Source organism: Streptomyces sp. NPDC005808 (assembly GCF_042871385.1).
Taxonomy (GTDB): domain Bacteria; phylum Actinomycetota; class Actinomycetes; order Streptomycetales; family Streptomycetaceae; genus Streptomyces.
The window spans coordinates 54801-75197 of record NZ_JBIAIK010000007.1; the positions used below are offsets into that span (position 1 = coordinate 54801).

Genomic DNA, 20397 nt, shown 5'->3' on the forward strand with positions numbered 1-20397 from the left:
TCCAGGGCAGGGTGGTTGGCGGGGTGGACGGCTGAGGACGTTCCCGCCGTCTAATGCGCGAGGAGAATGGCCATGGGCCAAGTCTAACGGGGCCGCGCAACCGCTTTTTCTGCCCTGGGGCGTCCGGCACTGTGACGCTCATTGCCCAGCGGCGTGCGGTCCGGGGTGATCCGGCCGAGGTCGTCCACCGCGATGATCTCTGCGGTCCAGTCGTCGATGCCACCGTCACCGGGGCAGGGCTGTGCGATCAGGAGCGCCGTGCCGTGGCGCAGCGCGCGCGTGGGCACGAACTCGCATCCCCGGCCGGCCGGCAGCACCCAGCGCAGATCTCCGTCCGCGATGCGGTAGGCGGCGATGCGGTGCGGGGTGACGACGGCGAGCATACGGGCGCTGAGAGGCCGCAGTACGCCGCTTCCACCGCGGGCCGCGAGCCACCGGGTGGCCCCGGGAAGGGCTCGGTGCCAGCGCACCGCGCCGCCGCCACCGCGAGCGGTGTCGGTGGCGGTGACGGTGACGGTGACCAGTCCGTCGTCCCAGAGCGCGATCGCGTCCCCGCGCGCGGGGACCACGGCCAGCGGACGACGCCCCTCCCGCATGTAGCTCCAGCGAGGCTGCCCGGTCGTCTCGTCGTACGCCTCGACGGCGTCCTTGGTCGTACGGAGCGATGGCCTCGCATGGCTGTCCACGCGCGCGTGGACAGTGAGGTGGTCCCCGAAGGGGGTGGGACGCGCTTGGTGGACCGCGGCGAGAAGGGGGGCCGCGAGGAGGAGGGCGAGGGCCGGCGGAAGGAAGCGGCGGACGGAGTGCCGCCGTGCCGCCGGTGAGTGCGGGGGCGCGGGCCTGACGGGCACCGGGCGGCCCGGTGCCCGTGCGACAACTGCGGCAGGCGCGGTGACGGCCGGGGTGGCGTCCTGCGGGTGCGTGGCCGTCACCTCGACCGGTAGAACAGCCATGTTCCCCCCACTTCGCCCACTCGGTCCACGGATCAGGCGCAGAGCGTAGGCGCGGGTCGGCGGGGCGGTGCCCGGGACACGGCGGACGGGTGAGGGTGTGTCCCCCGTTCGGACCTCCGCCCGGGGCCCGGGTCCTTGGGGCATATGAGGATGGCGCCACAGAGCGACGGACGTACGGCAGAGGGTGGTGTGCCCATGCAGTTCGACGACGACGCCGGCCTGGACACCTCCGAGGTGCAGGATGTGCGCGGCAGCCGGATCCCCGGCGGCAGGGCGGCCGTGGGCGGCGGCGTCGCCGGGCTCATCGCCCTCCTCCTCGGGCTGTTCTTCGGGGTGGGACCCGACCAGCTGGGACTCTCCTCCGGCGACGACGAGCCCGCGGCGACCGCCTCCTCCCTCGCGCAGGTCCAGCAGACGTGCAGGACGGGACAGGACGCGAACACCCAGGACGACTGCCGCATCGTGGCGGTCGTCAACAGCGTGCAGGCGTACTGGACTCAGGAGTTCGCGCGCCGCAGCGGCACCTACACGCGCGCGCCCACGGTGTTCTTCACCAGCCGCGTCGGCACTGCGTGCGGGACCGCGACGTCCGCGGTGGGGCCCTTCTACTGTCCGGGCGACCGCAAGGTCTATCTGGACCTGGGCTTCTTCGACGAGCTGCGCACCACGTTCGGGGCCGGCGGCGGCCCGTTCGCGCAGGCGTACGTGGTGGCGCACGAGTACGGGCACCATGTGCAGGACCTGATGGGGACGCTGGGCAGGGCGCAGGACGGTGTGACCGGCGCGAACAGCAACTCGGTGAAGGTCGAACTGCAGGCCGACTGCTACGCGGGGGTGTGGGCGCACCACGCCACGACCACGAAGAACCCGTCGACGGGCAGGCCGCTGCTGACCAGCCTCACCGACGCCGACATCCGCGACGGCATGGACGCGGCGGCGGCCGTCGGCGACGACCGGATCCAGGAGAGGTTCCAGGGCCGGGTGACACCGGAGACCTGGACGCACGGCTCGGCCGGGCAGCGGCAGCAGTGGTTCCACCAGGGTTACAGCACCGGCGACATGGCCCGGTGCAACGCCTTCGGCTGAGCCCTCACGGCCGCTCGGCGGGGCGTTGTCAGTGCCCGGTGCCAGACTGGGCAGCAGATCGGATTCCGGCGGCGGGACGAGAGGGAGTGACCGGCATGGCAGGCATCGACAGCGGGCGCCCGAGCATCTATCCGACACTGTTGTACGCGGACGCGAGGGCGGCGATCAGGCAGCTCACGGAGGCCTTCGGCTTCACCGAGCTGTCGGTGTACGAGGGCGAGGACGGCGCGGTGATGCACGCCGAGCTGGTGCAGGGGAACGGCGCGGTGATGCTCGGTTCCAAGGGCCGTGGCGGCGTCTTCGACAGCGCGATGAAGAGCGCGGGGCCGGCCGGGGTGTACATCGTGGTGGACGACGTCGACGCACACCACCAGCAGGCCGTGGACCACGGCGCGGAGATCCTGACACCCCCGACGGACCAGGACTACGGCTCACGGGACTACATGGCCCGGGACATCGAGGGCAACGTCTGGAGCTTCGGGACGTACGCCCCCGAGATAGCGGTGTAGGCCCTCCCGAGCGGGGGCCCGTCCGAGGGGACGGACATCCCCACCCCGGGCGGGGCCCGTTCTCGGGATGGACCACTCCCCGACAGAGGTCCGTCCCCGTGCGGGCACCGGCCTCCGGTCAGCTCCCCCCGGTGTGCACCTGGAAGGCGGCCCGGCGGACGGCCTTGGCCAGCGCCGGGTCCGGGTGAGCGGCGGCGAGCGCGACCAGGACCTGCACGGTGCGCGGGTGCCCGACGGCGCGGACCTCGTCGAGGAGCATGGGCACGGTGGGTTGCACGGCCGACTCCAGGTGGCGCACGAGGAGCGGCGCCTCCCCGTGGTCGGCGACGGCGGCGGCGGTGTCGACCCAGAGCCAGGTGGCCTCCGCGCGGGTGAGCACCTCGTGGGCGTCCTCGGGGTCGTGGCCGTCGTGCACGGCGAGCCACAGCAGGGCGTAGGGACGCAGAGAGGTCTCTTCGGCCACCGCGCGTACGTCGGGTTCGGCGGGGGCGCCGACCACGCGTAGCGCCTCGAAGGCGAGCCCGCGGGTGAGGGCGTCCTCGCCGCGGGCGGCGTCCAGGAGTTCGGTGACGGCGCTGCCGACGGGGCGGGCGGCGAGCCAGGCTCGGTACTCGGCGCGGGCCGCGTTCGGGCGCAGCTGGGCGCAGCCGCGGAGCATGTCCTCGGCGGAGGCCTCGATGTTCCCGGCGGGGCTCTGCGCGGCGACGCAGATCTGCTCCAGCTTGACCCAGACCGCCCAGCTGCCGAGCGGGGTGAGGGTGGCCTGTCCGTCGGCGCAGGTGAGCGCGCCCACGGAGGCCAGGGCGTGCAGGGCCCAGTCGAGGAGAGGGGCCAGGGGGGTGTCCTCGACGGCGGCCTGGGCGACCGGTTCGGGCTGGGGGCCGTAGGGGATCTCGCAGCGCTCGGTGCGCAGTTCCGTGACGCGCTGTTCGAGGAGGTCGAGGAGCTGCTCCACGGGGACGGGGCCGGCGGAGAGCTGAAGGAAGGAGAGCACCTGGGGCATCGCGGAGACGACCTCTGCGACGGCGGACGGTTCTCGGTCCGCGGGCTCCGGATACGCGAGCGACCAGGCGTCGAAGAGGGCGACCCAGCCACGCAGTACGGCGCTGTCGTCGCGGTTCCAGGCGCGCAGCCGCCAGCCGGGGCGGGCGCTGCCGCCGTGCACCTCGATGAGGCCCGCCAGACGTGCGGTGTCCCAGTCCGCGCGGACCTGATCCGGAGTCAGCCCCATTTCGGCGGCGGCCCGTTCGGCGGACGCGTCGGAGAGGGTGCCTTTGTCGTCGGGCATCGCGCCGTCGCGGCCGGGGCCGAGTGCGGCGTCGGCCCAGCGGGCCACCCGTGCCGCGTCGGAGAGGCCGGTGCGTGCCATGCGGGCCAGTTCCGCGGGCGGCGGAGTGCCCTCGGGCGGGCGCGGTGCCGGGCGTTGCGAGCGGCGCTGGGTCGCCGCTCGGGGGGCGGCGGACAGGGGCCGCGGGCGGACGAGTCGGAGCCTGGAGTCGCGCGGGTTACGGGACGTCACGGGTGCAGTCTTCCGGTTGACAGTCCGAAAACCCAAACGGAATGAGCCTTGGCGCTTCCGCGGGCCCTGCCTGCAGGCCCCCATGTGCCCGGAACGGGCCCGTCCTCGCACGGCGGACCGGCTGAAAACAACCCCTGCATCGCTGCTACATCCCCCTGCGTCGCTGCTACATCAGCGGGGTGAGGAAGCGGCGCAGGGTCTCTTCGTAGTCTGCCGGGTCGGCGTTCCACATGGCGCCGTGCGGAGCGTCCGGGACCGTGTGCAGGGTGACCAGCTCCGGACGGCGCTCGGCGAGACGGCGGGAGGGACCCCAGGGGGCGATGATGTCGTCCGGGCCGTGCAGCAGCAGGGTCGGCACCTTGAGGTGGCCGGGGTGTGCGGCGTTCTCGATGCGGTCGCCGCTTACGCCGGTTCGGCCCTGGGCGGCGCGCACCGCGAGGGGCAGCAGGGCACCGGGGGTGTTGCGGGCGGTGGCGAGGGCGCGGAGTGTGGTCTCCCAGTTGAGGACGGGCGAGTCCAGTACGAGGCCGGAGATTCGCTCGCGCAGCGCGGAGTGCGCGGCGGCGTGCAGGGCCATGGTGGCGCCGGTGGACCAGCCGAAGAGGACGACCTTTTCGGCGCCGTAGCGCACGGCGTAGCGGATCGCCGCGTCGACGTCGCGCCACTCGGTCTCACCGAGGTGGTTCAGGCCGTCCGGGGAACGGGGTGCGCCGAGGTCACCGCGGTAGGCGAGGTCGAGTACGGGGAACTGGTAGCGGTTCAGGAACTCCAGCACGTTCATGGGGTGTTCGCGGGTGGTGCCCAGGCCGTGCACGGTGATCACCCAGGTGTCGCGGACGCCGGGTACGAACCAGGCGGGCAGGGCGCCGAGTTCGCCGGGGACGTCGATGTCGGCGTGGTCGAGACCGAGGGCGGCGCTCGGGTTGCCGATGTGCACGTTCGGGGTGAACCACACCTTGTCGCCGGGTTCCAGGGTGCCGTGGGTGACGCGTTCCAGGCGGCGTACCACGGTGTCGGCGGGGTGCGGCACGGCCTCCATGACCGGGCCGACGACCGCGTGGGAGCCGTCGCCGGCGAGACCGTAGGTGCCTGGGCGCAGCGAGGCCAGATCACGGGTGAGGGTGATTCCGCCCGCCGCCGTGGCGTGCACGGTGAGCCGGGGCTCGGTGGGAAGCGGTCTGCCTGGCGGCGCTTTCAGCGCGGCGTCGCTGGCGAAGCGGCCCGCCACGACGGAGGCTGCGCCCGCGGCGATGGCTACGGTGACGGCTGCGGCCGTCGCTTTGACAGTGCGCACGCGTCCAGTCTCCAGGGAGAGCCGGTTATCGGCCAGCGGGGGCGGGGCTTGGGATGACGCCTGCTCGGTGGAGTGCGGCCGCCGTTTCGGTGGGGTGGCTGCTTTCGGCCCGCCGGTGTGCCGGGACCTTCGACGTCGGCCGCGCGGCACCCGGGGCTCATCCGGACTGACGGACGGGCAGAGCCCTGGGCCACCGGGTGGCTCGGCACCTCCGAACTCGACACCTCCGAAAAGGGGCTCCCCGGCCGGAGGTCCGGGCCGGGGGATCCGAACCGGGGCGTCCGGGCCGGACTCCGCACCGGGGCGTCCGAACCGGGCTCCGCTGCGGCGGGCGGGGACTGCCACCCGGCGGGGCAGGGCCGAGCCCTGTTAGCCGGAGCGAGCAGGGACACGCGCAGGCCCCTACCCCGTTGCCCATCCACGCGCCGGCCCCCTACCCCCGTTGCCCGTACCCCTTCAGCCGCTCCCCCGCCGCCTCCACCTGCTCCTCTGTCAACAGTGTGGGGGAGAGTCCGGGTACGGAGGACGCGGTCAGCCAGACCCGGCACATCCACTCCAACTGGGCAGTGCGGTCGTAGGCCTGGCCGAGAGACGAGCCGTAGGCGATCGTGCCGTGGTTCTGGAGGAGGCAGGCCGTGCGGTGGGTGAGGGCCTGGCGCATGTTCTCGGCCAACTCTGGTGTGCCGTAGGTCGCATAAGGGGCAACACGGACCGGACCGCCGAGATCGCCCGCCATGTAATGGATCAGGGGGAGTTCGGGGACGAGTGTCGAGACGGCCGTCGCGTGCGGCGCGTGGGTGTGGACGACGGCGCGTGCGTCGGTGGTGCGGTAGACGGCGAGATGCATGGGCAGTTCGCTCGTCGGGAGGAGCGAACCGCGCATCTGTCGCCCGTCGAGGTCGACACCCACGGCGTCGCCGGGCGTCAGCCTGTCGTAGGGCACTCCCGTCGGTGTGACCAGGACGGTGTCCCCGACGCGTACCGAGACGTTGCCCGACGTACCGACCACCAGCCCCTCGGCCACCGTGCGGCGGGCCGTGACGACGAGTTCGTCCCACGCGCGTTCCTCCGTGCCGCGCGCGTCCGGAGCGTGCCACTCCCGCGCCACCTGCGCACCCTCCCGTCCGCCTCGATCACCCCGTGCGTCCCGCCGCTGCTCAGCCATGCCGCGATCCTGCCAGGCGCCGAAGTCAACGCGGCGGCGGCGAGGGCACTTTAGGGCGGAATCCATGCGTCCGTAAGATCACATACAGGCACACATCATCCCTCTGTGTGCAATTGGCCGGAGATCGACGATCTTTCGATGATCTTCCAGTAGCCTCTGGGGGTTTTGTCACGCACGCCACCATTCCGGGGGAAATATGGCCCGTGATAACAGGCTGTCCCGCCATCGCGCCCGCGTCGTCGCGGCCACCATCACAGCGCTCACCGTCGGAGGGACCGCTCTCGCCGAGATCCCGGCCGCCGCGGCCGGCCAGCCCAAGGGGCACGACGTCTCCTCGCACCAGAAGAACGTCAACTGGCAGAGCGCCAAGGCGAAAGGCGCACAGTTCGTCTACGTCAAGGCGACCGAGTCCGACACCTATCGCAATCCGTACTTCAGCCAGCAGTACAACGGGGCACGAGACATGGGCATCATCCACGGCGCCTACCACTTCGCCCTGCCGAACAAGTCGTCCGGCACCGCCCAGGCCGCGCACTTCGTGCGCAACGGCGGCGCCTGGCAGGCGGACGGCTGGACGCTGCCGCCCGCGCTCGACATCGAGTACAACCCGTACGGCAAGGACAAGTGCTACGGCCTGACCAGAGCCAGGATGGTGAGCTGGATCAAGGCATTCAGCGACGAGGTCAAGCGGCAGACCGGACGCCGTCCGGTGATCTACACGACCACACACTGGTGGAACACCTGCACCGGCAGCAGCCGCGCCTTCGGCGCGAACCACTCCCTGTGGCTCGCGCGCTACGACTCGGCGACCGCGGGCACCCTGCCGGCCGGCTGGTCCTTCTGGACCTTCTGGCAGTACGACAACAGCGGCAGCCTGCCGGGTGACCAGAATCTCTTCAACGGATCCACGACCCAGCTCAAGAAGCTCGCGAAGGGCTGACCGAACCCACGGAACCCGGCATTCCGCCTGTGTTCGAGACATCAGGCCGGATCCGCAGCCGTCCCTCCGGCGCATCCGGAGGGGCGGCTCACCATAGGGACACTCACACGCCTATCCACGTTCATCTTCCGTTCATTCAGGTTACCTACGGTCCTCCTGCCACTGATCTCAAAGAGAAGCCTGGGTAAATGGAACACATCACGCTCCTCCTCGGAATCGTGATCGTCACCGCTCTCGTGTTCGATTTCACGAACGGTTTCCACGACACCGCCAATGCGATGGCTACGACCATTTCGACCGGTGCGCTCAGACCCAAGACGGCGGTGGCCATGTCCGCCGTGCTGAATCTCGTCGGGGCGTTCCTCTCCGTGGAGGTCGCCAAAACGATCTCCGGCGGCATCATCAACGAAGAGGGCATCCGCACCGAAGTGATCTTCGCGGCGCTCGTCGGCGCCATTCTCTGGAATCTGCTGACCTGGCTTCTGGGGCTGCCCTCCAGCTCTTCCCACGCTCTCTTCGGCGGCCTCATCGGCGCCGCGGTCATGTCGGCCGGCTGGTCGTCGGTCAATGGCTCGACCGTCGTCACCAAGGTGCTGCTCCCCGCGATCGCCGCGCCCGTGGTGGCCGGGCTCGCCGCCATGCTGGCCACCCGGCTGACCTACCGGATCGGCAACCGCGCCGACGAGAAGGCGACCGCCAAGGGCTACCGCGCCGGCCAGATCGCCTCGGCAGGCCTGGTCTCGCTGGCCCACGGCACGAACGACGCGCAGAAGACGATGGGCATCATCACCCTCGCGCTGGTCACCGGCGGTGTGATCGCGCCCGACTCGAACCCGCCGACCTGGGTCATCGTCTCGGCCGGTATGGCCATCGCGCTCGGCACCTACCTGGGCGGCTGGCGCATCATCCGCACCATGGGCAGGGGCCTCACCGACCTCGCGCCGCCGCAGGGCTTCGCCGCCCAGACCAGTGCGGCCACGGTCATCCTGGCCTCCTCCCACCTGGGCTTCTCGCTCTCCACCACACAGTCCTGCTCCGGCGCCGTGATGGGCTCGGGCCTCGGCCGCAAGGGCGGTGTCGTCCGCTGGTCGACCGCGAGCCGCATGTTCATCGCCTGGGGCCTCACGCTCCCGGCGGCGGGCCTGGTCGGCGCGGGCGCCGAGTTCCTCACCCAGCAGGGCACCTGGGGCATCGTCCTGACGGGTGCGCTCCTGGTGGCCGGGTCCGCTGTCATCTGGAACCTGTCACGCCGTCGGCCGGTGACCATCGACAACGTCAACGAGATCGCCGCCGAGCCCTCGGGCGGGGGGGGGGGGGGGGGGGGGGCGCGCCCCCCCCCCCCCCCCCCCCCCCCCCCCCCCCGCGGGCGGCCCGCTCGCCGGCGGCCTGGCAAGCGATCTGAAGGCCACCATCCCGTCCCCGGACGCGGAGCCCACCGCTCCGGCCACGGTGTAAGGAACGAACAGCATGCACATCGACTGGGCAGCCCTCGGCTCCGTCTTCGGAGTCAGTCTCGTGACCACCGTGGCCCTCGTGGGCCTCTTCACCCTGGGCATCGTCGGCCTCTCCAGGCGCGAGTCGGCCTCAGCTCAGGGCGGCTCCGCCGCTCTCGCGGTCACCGGCGCGTACGCCTGCTTCGCCGCCTGCGCGGCGGCGGTGGCGTACGGGATCTATCTGATCGTGGCCTGAGGAGCATTTCAGGACCGCACTGATACCGCACAAGCGAGGCATCACCTCGGGTAGGGCGCGGGACGTGTCAACGTCCCGCGCCCTACCCGTATGTGGGCCTTCGCACACTCTCCCCCCGCAGGTCAACAGCAAGTTGACGGGTCTTCCAACGCCATGGTGGACTGCCGGAGCCAAGTACGACGGCACGAGAGGAAGCCGGTGCAAATCCGGCGCGGTCCCGCCACTGTCACCGGGGAATGAAGCCCCCGGAAGCCAGGAACTCTCACCGTCGGTCTCTTCGAACCAGGGCGTGGACACCCTGAGTGAGGACATATCGCCATGCGCGGCTGCCCAAGTGCCCTGCGAACGACAGTTGTGCCTGACCTGACGGTCGGCTGAACCGGTGCGTGCCGATCGCGTCTTCGCGTACGGCGCCGCCGCCGGCCTCCTCGGTGACCTGCTGCTCGGCGATCCCCGCCGCGGACATCCGGTCGCCGCGTTCGGGCGGGCCGCGGGAGCCGTGGAGCGGGTGCTGTGGCGGGACCACCGCGGGTGGGGCGCGCTGCACACGGCCGTGTGCGTGGGCGGTGCCACCGGGCTCGCGGCGCTCGCGAGTCATTGCGTACGTGGATCCCGTACCGCCTCCATCGCGCTGACCGCCGCCGCCACTTGGGCCGTCGTCGGGGGAACCTCCCTCGGCCGGGAGGCCCGGGCGATCGGGAGCGCGCTCGAAGCCGGTGATGTCGAAGTGGCCCGGGAGCGGCTGCCGCATCTGTGCGGGCGGGATCCGCAGGCGCTCGACGCGGACGGGATCGCGCGGGCCGTCGTCGAGTCCGTCGCCGAGAACACCTCCGATGCCGTGGTGGGCGCTCTTGTGTGGGGGGCTGTGGGCGGTGTGCCCGGTCTGGTCGGGTTCCGCGCCGTGAACACGCTCGACGCGATGGTCGGGCACAGGTCCCCCAGGTACCGGCGCTACGGCTGGGCGTCCGCGCGGCTCGACGATGTCGCGGGCTGGCCGGGGGCGCGGCTGACCGCCGCCCTCGCCACCGCTGCCGGGGACGATCCGCGGGGCGCCCTGCGGGCCTGGCGGGTGGACGCCTGCAAGCATCCGAGCCCGAACGCCGGGCCCGTGGAGGCCTCTTTCGCGGGGGCGCTCGGTGTACGGCTCGGCGGGACCCTCGCGTACGGCGGGAGAGTCGAGCACCGGCCCGTACTCAACGGCGGGGGGCGTGCCGTGGTGGTCGGTGACATCGAGCGGGCCGTACGGCTCTCTCGGCGCGTGAGCTGGCTCGCGCTCGGTGCGTGCGTCGCCGGGCGGCTCCTCACGAAGGGGCGTGCCTGGTGAGCGGCGGGCTGCTGGTCGCCGGGACCACCTCCGACGCGGGCAAGAGCGTCGTGACCGCCGGGATCTGCCGGTGGCTGGTGCGGCAGGGCGTCAAGGTCGCGCCGTTCAAGGCGCAGAACATGTCGCTGAACTCGTTCGTGACGCGGGAGGGCGCCGAGATCGGGCGGGCCCAGGCGATGCAGGCGCAGGCCGCCCGTGTGGAGCCGACCGCGCTCATGAACCCCGTGCTCCTCAAGCCGGGCAGCGACCGGAGCAGTCAGGTCGTGCTCATGGGGAAGCCCGTGGGCGAGATGAGCGCTCGCGGCTACCACGGTGGACGGCAGGAAGCACTCCTGGGGACCGTACTGGAGTGCCTCGCCGAGTTGCGGGGCACGTATGACGCGGTGATCTGCGAGGGGGCGGGGAGTCCCGCCGAGATCAATCTGCGGCGGACGGACATCGTGAACATGGGGATCGCGCGGAATGCGCGACTGCCCGTGCTTGTCGTGGGCGACATCGATCGTGGGGGTGTCTTCGCGTCCTTCTTCGGGACCGTCGCGCTGCTGTCGCGCGAGGACCAGGAACTCGTCGCCGGGTTTCTGGTGAACAAGTTCCGCGGGGATGTCTCCCTGTTGGAACCGGGGCTCGACATGCTCCACGGGCTCACCGGGCGGCCCAGTTACGGCGTGCTGCCCTTCCGGCACGGCCTCGGGATCGACGAGGAGGACGGAATGGCGGTCTCGCTGAGGGGCGCCGTCCGGGAGTCCGCGGTCGCCGCGCCCGTCGGCGAGGACATCCTGCGGGTCGCCGTCTGCGCCGTCCCCCTGATGTCCAACTTCACGGACGTGGACGCGCTGGCCGCCGAACCGGGTGTCGTCGTGCGCTTCGTGGACCGGGCCGAGGAACTGGCCGACGCGGACCTGGTCGTCGTACCCGGGACCCGGGGGACGGTGAAGGCACTGGAGTGGCTGCGGGAGCGCGGGCTCGCGGACGCGATCGCGCGACGGGCCGCCGAGGGGCGGCCGGTGCTCGGTATCTGCGGCGGTTTCCAGCTCCTCGGCGAGCACATCGAGGACGAGGTCGAGTCGCGGGCAGGTCATGTCGACGGGCTCGGGCTGCTTCCCGTGCGGGTGCGGTTCGCGCGGGAGAAGACGCTCACGCGGCCCGTCGGAGAGGCCCTCGGGGAACACGTCGAGGGGTACGAGATCCATCACGGCGTCGCCCAGGTCACCGGCGGGGACGCCTTCTTGGACGGCTGCCGGGTCGGCGAGGTCTGGGGTACGCACTGGCACGGCTCGCTGGAGTCGGACGGGTTCCGGCGCGCCTTCCTGCGCGAGGTGGCGGCCGCCGCGGGGCGTCGCTTCGTACCGGCCGCCGGCACGTCGTTCGCGGCACTGCGCGAGGAGCAGCTGGATCTGCTCGGCGATCTGATCGAGGAACACGCGGATACGGACGCGCTGTGGCGGCTCATCGAGTCGGGCGCGCCGTCAGGACTGCCTTTCATTCCACCGGGAGCGCCCGCATGAGCACAGTGTTGTTGTTGTCGACCGCCGACACGGATCTGCTGGCGGCCCGGGCCTCCGGCACCGCGTACCGGATCGGCAATCCCACCAGGGTGGATGTCGCCGCTGAACTCCCCGAGCTGGTCCGGGGCGCGGATGTCGCCGTCGTACGGCTGCTTGGCGGGAAGCGGGCCTGGGAGGACGGGCTCGCTTTCCTCAAGTCGTCCGGCATTCCGACCGTGCTGCTGGGCGGGGAGGCCGTCCCCGACGCCGAGTTGATGGCCGAGTCGTCCGTGCCGGCCGGTGTGGTCGCCGAGGCGCTGCGCTATCTCGTGGAGGGCGGCCCGGACAACCTGACCGAGCTGGCCCGCTTCCTCTCCGACACCGTGCTGCTCACCGGCGAGGGCTTCGAAGAGCCGCGGAAGACGGCCGAGTTCGGCGTCCACGGTGAGCGGGTGTTCGTCGAGGGCCGTCCGACGATCGGCGTGCTTTTCTACCGGGCGCACGAGCTGTCCGGCAACACCGCCTTCGTCGACACGCTGTGCGACGCGATCGAGGCGCGGGACGCCAACGCCCTTCCCGTGTACTGCGGTTCGCTTCGTGACGCCGACGCGGGGCTCTACGAGATCCTCGCCAAGGCCGACACACTGGTCGCCACCGTACTCGCAGCCGGCGGCACCCACGCCTCGCAGGCGTCCGCGGGCGGTGACGAGGAAGCGTGGGACATCGGGGCGCTCGCCGACCTCGACATCCCTGTCCTGCAAGGGCTCTGCCTCACCTCCTCACATGCCGCGTGGGAGGCGTCGGACGCCGCCCTCTCCCCCATGGACGCGGCGATGCAGGTCGCGATCCCGGAGTTCGACGGGCGGCTCATCACCGTGCCGTTCTCCTTCAAGGAGCAGGGCCCCGACGACGTCCCGGTGTACGTCGCCAACCCCGAGCGGGCCGCGCGCGTGGCCGGAATCGCTGTGCGCCATGCCCGGCTGAAGCACAAGCCGAACAAGGACAAGAAGCTCGCGCTCGTCTTCACCGCCTACCCGACCAAGCACTCCCGGGTCGGCAACGCGGTAGGTCTCGACACGCCCGCTTCGGCGGTGCGAGTGCTCGACGCGCTGAAGGGCGCCGGGTACGCGCTGACCGAATACCCGGACAACGGCGACGAGTTGATCCACCGCCTGATCGCGGCGGGCGGCCACGACGTCGAGTGGCTGACCGAGGAGCAGCTCGCCTCGGCCCCCGCACGCGTGCCGCTGGCCGACTACCGGGCCTGGTTCGACAAGCTCGACCCCGAGTTGCGCAACGGGATGGTCGAGGCGTGGGGCGAGCCGCCGGGCAACCTGTACATCGACGGCGACGACATCGTGCTGGCCTCCCTCCAGTTCGGGAACGTCGTCGTGATGATCCAGCCGCCGCGCGGCTTCGGCGAGAACCCGATCGCGATCTACCACGACCCGGACATGCCGCCCTCGCACCACTACATGGCGGCATACAGGTGGCTGGAGAATTCATTCGGCGCCGACGCGATCGTCCACATGGGCAAGCACGGCACGATGGAGTGGCTGCCCGGCAAGGGACTCGGCCTCAGCGGCGGCTGCGCGCCCGACGCCGTACTCGGTGAACTCCCCCTCATCTACCCCTTCATCGTCAACGACCCCGGCGAGGGCACCCAGGCCAAGCGGCGCGGGCACGCCACGGTCGTCGACCACCTCGTACCGCCGATGGCACGCGCGGACACGTACGGCGATCTGGCGAAGCTGGAGCAGCTCCTCGACGAGTACGCGCTCGTGTCCGACCTGGACCCGACGAAGGCCCCGGCGGTGCGTGCGCAGATCTGGACGCTGGTCAAGGCGGCCGAGCTGCACCACGACCTGCATGTCGACGACCAGCCGGGCGACGACGACTTCGACTCGTTCGTCATGCACATCGACGGCTATCTGTGCGAGATCAAGGACGTGCAGATCAGGGACGGGCTGCACATTCTCGGCGGCGGCCCGGAGGCCGAGCCGCGGGTGAACCTCGTGCTTGCCGTACTGCGGGCCTCGCAGGTGTGGGGCGGCACAGCAAACGCACTGCCCGGTCTGCGGGCCTGCCTCGCCGAGCATTTCGGGCTGGTGGAGAAGGAGTTGCTGGGCGAGCCGGGTGCGCCGGTGAAGGTGCCGGACGGGCTGACCTCGCTGGTCGAGGGACCCGCGCGGACGGGCGCCGACGCCATCGACCTCCTTGAGCAGCTGTGCCGCCGGTTCGCGGAGGGCATGGAGGAACGCGGCTGGGTTGCGGCGGCCGTCCCCGCTCTCGTGCGTGAGGTCGTGGGCACCGAGCTCCCGGACGCCGTCGCGGTGTTGGAGTTCGCCTGCGACGAGGTCGTGCCCCGGCTCGCGAAGACGACCGACGAGATCAGCCACATCCTCAAGGCGCTCGACGGCGGTTTCGTCCCGGCGGGCCCCTCCGGGTCCCCGACGCGCGGACTCGTCAACGTCCTGCCGACCGGCCGCAACTTCTACTCCGTCGACCCCAAGGCGATCCCGTCCAGGCTGAGTTGGGAGGTCGGACAGGCGCTGGCGGACTCGCTGATCCAGCGCTACCTGAACGACACCGGCGCATACCCGACGTCCGTCGGCCTCACGGTCTGGGGCACCTCGGCCATGCGCACCCAGGGCGACGACATCGCGGAGATCCTCGCACTGCTCGGCTGCCGCCCGGTGTGGGACGACGCCTCCCGTCGCGTGACCGGCTTCGAGATCGTGGGCCTCCAGGAACTGGGCCGGCCGCGCATCGATGTCACCGTCCGTATCTCCGGCTTCTTCCGGGACGCGTTCCCGCACGTCGTCGGTCTCATCGACGACGCGGTGCGCGCGGTGGCCGAGCTGGACGAGCCCGCGGAAGGCAACTACGTACGCAAGCACGCCGACGAGGACACCGCCGAGCACGGGGACCGGCGGCGCGCGACGGCTCGTATCTTCGGGTCGAAGCCGGGCGCGTACGGGGCCGGGCTGCTGCCGCTCATCGACGCGCGGACCTGGCGCTCGGACGCCGACCTCGCCGAGGTGTACGCGGTGTGGGGCGGCTACGCCTACGGGCGCGGGCTCGACGGACGGGCGGCGCGCGGCGACATGGAGACCGCGTTCAGGCGCATCGCCGTCGCCGCCAAGAACGTCGACACCCGCGAGCACGACCTCGTCGACGCGGACGACTACTTCCAGTACCACGGCGGCATGGTCGCCATGGTGCGCCATCTGACGGGCACCAGCCCCGAGGCGTATGTCGGTGACTCCGCCACGCCCGACCAGGTGAAGACCCGCACGCTGGGCGAGGAGACGCACCGCGTGTTCCGCGCCCGGGTCGTCAACCCCCGCTGGATGGCGGCGATGCGACGGCACGGCTACAAGGGCGCCTTCGAGATGGCGGCGACCGTCGACTACCTCTTCGGGTACGACGCGACGGCCGGGGTCGTGGACGACTGGATGTACGAGAAGCTCAGCGCGGAGTACGTCTTCGACCCCGAGAACCGGGACTTCATGAAGAAGTCCAACCCCTGGGCGCTGCGCGGGATCACCGAACGGCTGCTTGAGGCCGCCGACCGGGGGCTGTGGGCGGAGCCGGACGCACAGACGCTGGAGCGGCTGCGCGCCACCTATCTGGAGCTCGAAGGCGACTTGGAGGGCGACGACCAGTGAGTACTCCCTTTCCGTTCACGGCCGTTGTCGGCCAGGACGACCTGCGGCTCGCGCTGCTGCTGAACGCCGTGTCGCCCGCGGTGGGCGGCGTGCTCGTGCGCGGCGAGAAGGGCACCGCCAAGTCCACTGCCGTACGCGCCCTTTCGGTGCTCATCCCCGAGGTCGACATCGTCGCCGGGTGCCGGTTCTCGTGTGCGCCGGCCTCCCCCGACCCCGCCTGCCCGGACGGGCCGCACGAGGTCGGCCCCGGTACGAAGCGTCCCGCCCGGATGGTTGAACTGCCCGTCGGTGCCTCCGAGGACCGGCTCGTGGGCGCCCTCGACATCGAACGGGCGCTCGCGGAGGGCGTGAAGGCCTTCGAGCCGGGGCTGCTGGCCGACGCGCACCGCGGGATTCTCTACGTCGACGAGGTCAACCTGCTCCACGACCACCTGGTCGACCTACTCCTTGACGCGGCCGCGATGGGTGCCTCCTACGTCGAGCGCGAGGGTGTCTCCGTACGGCATGCCGCCCGTTTCCTGCTCGTCGGGACCATGAACCCCGAAGAGGGGGAACTACGGCCGCAGTTGCTCGACCGCTTCGGGCTGACCGTCGAGGTCGCCGCCTCCCGGGAGCCCGACCAGCGGGTCGAGGTGGTGCGCAGGAGGCTCGCCTACGACGACGACCCGGACGGCTTCGCGGCACGGTGGGCGGACGAGGAGTCCGCCGTACGGGCGCGGATCGTGGCGGCGCGTGAGCTGCTGCCGTCCGTGCATCTCGGGGACGGGGCGCTGCGGCAGATCGCGGCGACCTGCGCGGCCTTCGAGGTGGACGGTATGCGCGCCGACATCGTGATGGCGCGGACGGCGACCGCGCTGGCCGCCTGGGCCGGGCGCACCGAGGTGCTCCCGGAGGATGTCCGGCAGGCGGCGCTGCTCGCGCTGCCGCACCGGCGTCGGCGAAATCCCTTCGACGCTCCGGGACTTGACGAGGACAAGCTCGACGAGACGCTGGAGGAGTTCGGGGGATCCGACGAGGACCCCGATCCGGATCCGGACGGGCCCGGTGGGGGCGGGCAGCCTCCGCAGGACGGGCCTGACGACGGTTCCGCGCCGGGTGACGCTCCTGCCCAGGCCGAGCCCGGTGAGGGTGGGCAGCCTCAGGGCGGCGGCGAGCAGGCACCCGTACGGGCCGCCGAGCCCTTTCGTACCAAGGTGCTGAGCGTGCCGGGGCTGGGCGAAGGTGCCGCCGGGCGCCGTTCGCGGGCGCGGACCGAGCACGGGCGGACGACCGGATCGCGGCGGCCCCAAGGGGCGCTCACCAAGCTCCACTTGGCGGCGACCGTGCAGGCGGCGGCTCCGCATCAGCTGGCGCGCGGACGGTCGGGGCGCGGTCTTGTCGTACGGCGGGACGATCTGCGGCAGGCCACCCGGGAGGGGCGCGAGGGGAACCTCGTGCTCTTCGTGGTGGACGCCTCCGGGTCGATGGCGGCCCGGCAGCGGATGAGTTCCGTGAAGGGTGCGGTGCTGTCACTGCTGCTCGACGCGTATCAGCGGCGGGACAAGGTGGGGCTCGTGACCTTCCGGGGGTCCGCGGCGGAGGTCGCGTTGCCGCCCACCTCTTCGGTGGACGCGGCGGCGGCCCGGCTGGAGTCGCTGCCGACGGGTGGCCGGACGCCGCTCGCGGCAGGTCTGCTCAAGGCGCATGACGTGCTGCGGGTCGAGCGGCTGCGGGATGCCGCGCGGCGGCCGTTGGTCGTCCTGGTGACGGACGGGCGGGCCACCGGAGGTCCGGAGCCGGTGGCGCTCGCCGGGCGTGCGGCGCGGCTGTTCGCGGCCGACTCGGTGGCGTCCGTGGTCGTGGACTGTGAGGCGGGGGCTGTGCGGCTGGGTCTCGCCGGGCAGCTCGCCGTGGAGCTGGGGGGCACCGCGGTGACCCTGGACGAGTTGCGGGCCGACTCCATCGCCGGTCTTGTCAGGGACGTGCAGGGCAACAACAGGAGGGCCGCGTAGTGCCGCAGGGACAGCCGAGTGTCGTACCGGAGGACGGGCTGACGACACGGCAGCGGCGGAACCGGCCGCTTGTCGTGGTGCACACGGGCGTGGGGAAGGGCAAGTCGACGGCCGCGTTCGGGCTCGCCCTGCGCGCCTGGAACCAGGGCTGGCCCATCGGGGTGTTCCAGTTCGTCAAGTCGGCGAAGTGGAAGGTCGGCGAGGAGAACGCGCTGCGGGTGCTCGGCGCCAGCGGCGAGGGCGGGACCGTCGACTGGCACAAGATGGGCGAGGGCTGGTCCTGGGTGCAGCGCGACTCCCAGATGGACAACGAGGAGAAGGCCCGCGAGGGGTGGGAGCAGGTCAAGAGGGACCTGGCCGCCGAGACGTACCAGCTGTACGTCCTCGACGAGTTCGCCTACCCCATGCACTGGGGCTGGATCGATGTCGACGAGGTCGTGGGTGTGCTGCGCGACCGGCCCGGGACCCAGCATGTGGTGATCACCGGGCGCAACGCTCCCGAGAAGCTGGTGGAGTTCGCCGACCTGGTGACCGACATGTCCAAGGTCAAGCATCCGATGGACGCCGGCCAGAAGGGCCAGAGGGGCATCGAGTGGTGATTTCCGTTCCTCGGCTGGTCATTGCCGCGCCTTCCTCGGGCAGCGGCAAGACCACCGTTGCCACGGGGCTGATGGCCGCGTTCGCCTCGCGGGGGCTTGCCGTGTCTCCGCACAAGGTGGGGCCCGACTACATCGATCCCGGGTATCACGCACTCGCCACCGGGCGCGTCGGGCGGAATCTCGACGCGTATCTGTGTGGGGCGGAGTTGGTCGCGCCGTTGTTCGGGCACGGGGCCCGGGGGTGCGATCTCGCTGTTGTCGAGGGTGTGATGGGGCTGTTCGACGGGGCCGCGGGGGAAGGGGAGTTGGCCTCCACCGCTCATGTCGCGAAGTTGTTGCGGGCGCCTGTGGTGCTTGTTGTCGATGCGTCGTCGCAGGCTCGGTCCGTGGCCGCGCTCGTGCACGGGTTCGCTTCGTGGGATCCCGAGGTACGGGTGGCGGGGGTGATCCTCAACAAGGTGGGGTCCGTGCGGCACGAGGGGATGCTGCGGGAGGCTCTCGACGAGGCGGGGGTTCCCGTGTTCGGGGTCTTGCGGCGCGCGCCTCAGGTGGAGACGCCTTCTCGGCATCTTGGGCTGGTGCCGGTCGCCGAGCGGGGGGCGGAGGCCGTTTCGGCGGTTGCCGCGATGGCCTCGCAGGTGCGGGAGGGGTGTGATCTCGGGGCGTTGCTCGCGTTGGCGCGCAGTGCTCCCGCGTTGTCGGGTGCGGCTTGGGATGCGGCTGAGGTTGTGGGTGTTTCGCCCCCTCCGCCCCTTCCCGTTCCCGAATCTGGGGGCTCCGCCCCCAGACCCCCGTATCGGCCTGGACGGCCTCGTCCTCAAACGCCGGACGGGCTGAAAATCATTGCCCTGGCTGGGGGACCTGCCTTCACCTTCTCCTACGCCGAACACGCCGAGTTGCTCACCGCCGCCGGGGCCGAAGTCGTCACCTTTGATCCCCTGCGTGATGAGCAACTGCCCGAAGGGGTGGGCGGGTTGGTCATCGGGGGTGGATTTCCCGAGGTGTTCGCGCCTGAGCTGTCTGCCAATGAGCCCTTGCGGAAGGCTGTTGCCGCGCTCGCCGAGAGTGGGGCGCCGGTCGCCGCCGAGTGTGCCGGGCTGTTGTATCTGTCGCGTGAGCTCGACGGGCAGCCGATGTGCGGGGTCATCGACGCCAAGGCCCGGATGGACGAGCGGCTGACCCTCGGATACCGGGACGCCGTCGCCGTGTCGGACAGTGTGCTCGCCGTGGCCGGGACGCGGATGCGCGGGCACGAGTTCCACCGGACTGTCGTCGAACCCGGCGCCGGGGCGGCTCCCGCCTGGGGTGTGCGGACTCCCCAGAAGCGGGTCGAAGGTTTCGTACAACACGGTGTGCACGCGAGTTATCTGCACACGCACTGGGCGTCCGAGCCCGGTGTCGCCCGTCGGTTCGTGGAGAGGTGCCTGACGTCATGAGCAGCAAGCTGATCGGAGTCGGCGTCGGGCCCGGTGACCCGGAGCTGGTGACCGTCAAGGGCGTCAACGCCCTGCGCACCGCCGAGGTCGTCGTCGTACCCGTGATGGATACCGGAGAGCGGGGGCGGGCCGAGGCCACCGTCCTGCACTACGTGCCCGAGGAGAAGGTCGTACGGGTCGTGTTCGCGCTCAACGAGCGGACGGACCGGGGGCGGCGGGAGGCTGCCTGGGACGCGGCCGGGGAGCGGGTGGCCGGGCTGCTGGGTGCACACGCCGTCGTCGCCTTCGCCACCATCGGCGATCCCAACGTGTACTCCACCTTCACCTATCTCGCGCAGACCATCGCGGGGCTCGTGCCCGGCACCGTCGTCGAGACCGTGCCCGGTATCACCGCCATGCAGGATCTCGCCGCGCGGTCGGGAGCCGTGCTCGCCGAAGGGACCGAGCCGCTCACCCTCGTGCCGGTGACGGCCGGGGCCGCTGTCCTCAAGGACGCTCTCAACGGGCCGGGCACCGTCGTCGCGTACAAGTTCGGGCGGCAGGCCGCGGAAGTGGCCGAGGCGCTGCGCGAGACCGGGCGGCTCGACGACGCCGTGTGGGGGTCCGCGCTCGGCCTGGAGAGCGAGTCGATCCGGCCCGCGGCCGAACTCGACGGCGGACCCCTGCCCTACCTCTCCACGCTCATCGCGCCCGCGCGGCGCGAGAGCGGGCGCGGCGGGAAACTATGACAAGCGGTT

The 20397-nt window shown here is 71.5% G+C and carries 15 protein-coding genes, 1 pseudogene and 1 riboswitch; of the genes and pseudogenes, 12 read left to right on the forward strand and 4 right to left on the reverse strand.

Features of this window, described 5'->3' with window-relative positions; all coding sequences use genetic code 11:
- Positions 1 to 83 precede the first annotated feature (83 nt).
- Positions 84 to 953: a hypothetical protein gene (locus ACFYPC_RS17270; RefSeq protein ID WP_388676425.1), complete on the reverse strand. Its 870-nt coding sequence runs from the start codon at positions 951 to 953 to the stop codon at positions 84 to 86.
- Positions 954 to 1148: 195 nt separating this feature from the next.
- Between ACFYPC_RS17270 and ACFYPC_RS17275 the strand changes: the two genes are divergently transcribed.
- Together ACFYPC_RS17275 and ACFYPC_RS17280 are read left to right on the forward strand one after the other, a co-directional pair.
- Positions 1149 to 2039 (forward strand): neutral zinc metallopeptidase, encoded by an 891-nt coding sequence (locus tag ACFYPC_RS17275; protein ID WP_388676428.1) that lies wholly within the window; start codon positions 1149 to 1151, stop codon positions 2037 to 2039.
- 95 nt (positions 2040 to 2134) lie between these two features.
- Complete coding sequence (locus ACFYPC_RS17280; protein ID WP_388676431.1) at positions 2135 to 2548, forward strand: VOC family protein; 414 nt, start codon at positions 2135 to 2137, stop codon at positions 2546 to 2548.
- Positions 2549 to 2666: 118 nt separating this feature from the next.
- Here ACFYPC_RS17280 and ACFYPC_RS17285 read toward each other — a convergent pair whose 3' ends face one another.
- The 3 genes from ACFYPC_RS17285 to ACFYPC_RS17295 form a co-directional block, all read right to left on the reverse strand.
- Positions 2667 to 4067 carry a hypothetical protein gene (locus ACFYPC_RS17285; RefSeq protein ID WP_388676434.1) on the reverse strand — a complete coding sequence of 467 codons (1401 nt, stop codon included), beginning with the start codon at positions 4065 to 4067 and terminating at the stop codon, positions 2667 to 2669.
- Between the two features lie 166 nt (positions 4068 to 4233).
- A complete protein-coding gene (locus ACFYPC_RS17290; protein ID WP_388676437.1) occupies positions 4234 to 5361 on the reverse strand; it encodes an alpha/beta hydrolase family protein in 1128 nt (375 codons plus the stop codon).
- 433 nt (positions 5362 to 5794) lie between these two features.
- Positions 5795 to 6526, reverse strand: a complete 732-nt coding sequence (locus ACFYPC_RS17295) for a class II aldolase/adducin family protein (protein ID WP_388676440.1) — start codon at positions 6524 to 6526, stop codon at positions 5795 to 5797.
- 196 nt (positions 6527 to 6722) lie between these two features.
- On the opposite strand from ACFYPC_RS17295, the gene ACFYPC_RS17300 reads away from it, so the two are divergent.
- The 10 genes and pseudogenes from ACFYPC_RS17300 (at position 6723) to cobI (ending at position 20388) form a co-directional block, all read left to right on the forward strand.
- Positions 6723 to 7466: a lysozyme gene (locus ACFYPC_RS17300; RefSeq protein WP_388676443.1), complete on the forward strand. Its 744-nt coding sequence runs from the start codon at positions 6723 to 6725 to the stop codon at positions 7464 to 7466.
- Positions 7467 to 7654: 188 nt separating this feature from the next.
- Positions 7655 to 8809: pseudogene (locus ACFYPC_RS17305) on the forward strand (anion permease); the annotation flags it as partial.
- Between the two features lie 124 nt (positions 8810 to 8933).
- Positions 8934 to 9155 carry a hypothetical protein gene (locus tag ACFYPC_RS17310; RefSeq protein WP_365428332.1) on the forward strand — a complete coding sequence of 74 codons (222 nt, stop codon included), beginning with the start codon at positions 8934 to 8936 and terminating at the stop codon, positions 9153 to 9155.
- Positions 9156 to 9294: 139 nt separating this feature from the next.
- Positions 9295 to 9438, forward strand: a riboswitch (cobalamin riboswitch).
- 99 nt (positions 9439 to 9537) lie between these two features.
- Positions 9538 to 10479, forward strand: a complete 942-nt coding sequence (locus tag ACFYPC_RS17315) for a cobalamin biosynthesis protein (protein WP_388676446.1) — start codon at positions 9538 to 9540, stop codon at positions 10477 to 10479.
- A complete protein-coding gene (locus ACFYPC_RS17320) occupies positions 10476 to 11984 on the forward strand; it encodes a cobyric acid synthase (protein WP_388676448.1) in 1509 nt (502 codons plus the stop codon). Before ACFYPC_RS17315 ends, ACFYPC_RS17320 begins: the two co-directional genes overlap by 4 nt.
- Complete coding sequence (gene cobN, locus ACFYPC_RS17325) at positions 11981 to 15634, forward strand: cobaltochelatase subunit CobN (protein ID WP_388676451.1); 3654 nt, start codon at positions 11981 to 11983, stop codon at positions 15632 to 15634. Before ACFYPC_RS17320 ends, cobN begins: the two co-directional genes overlap by 4 nt.
- On the forward strand, positions 15631 to 17625 hold the full coding sequence (locus tag ACFYPC_RS17330; protein WP_388676454.1) for a putative cobaltochelatase: 1995 nt from the start codon (positions 15631 to 15633) through the stop codon (positions 17623 to 17625). The genes cobN and ACFYPC_RS17330 overlap by 4 nt, the downstream gene beginning before the upstream one ends.
- Positions 17625 to 18224, forward strand: coding sequence for a cob(I)yrinic acid a,c-diamide adenosyltransferase (cobO, locus tag ACFYPC_RS17335; RefSeq protein ID WP_365428317.1), 600 nt, complete (start codon positions 17625 to 17627; stop codon positions 18222 to 18224). The genes ACFYPC_RS17330 and cobO overlap by 1 nt, the downstream gene beginning before the upstream one ends.
- Positions 18218 to 19660, forward strand: a complete 1443-nt coding sequence (locus ACFYPC_RS17340; protein ID WP_388676458.1) for a cobyrinate a,c-diamide synthase — start codon at positions 18218 to 18220, stop codon at positions 19658 to 19660. The genes cobO and ACFYPC_RS17340 overlap by 7 nt, the downstream gene beginning before the upstream one ends.
- Complete coding sequence (cobI, locus tag ACFYPC_RS17345; protein WP_388676461.1) at positions 19657 to 20388, forward strand: precorrin-2 C(20)-methyltransferase; 732 nt, start codon at positions 19657 to 19659, stop codon at positions 20386 to 20388. Before ACFYPC_RS17340 ends, cobI begins: the two co-directional genes overlap by 4 nt.
- Positions 20389 to 20397 lie beyond the last annotated feature (9 nt).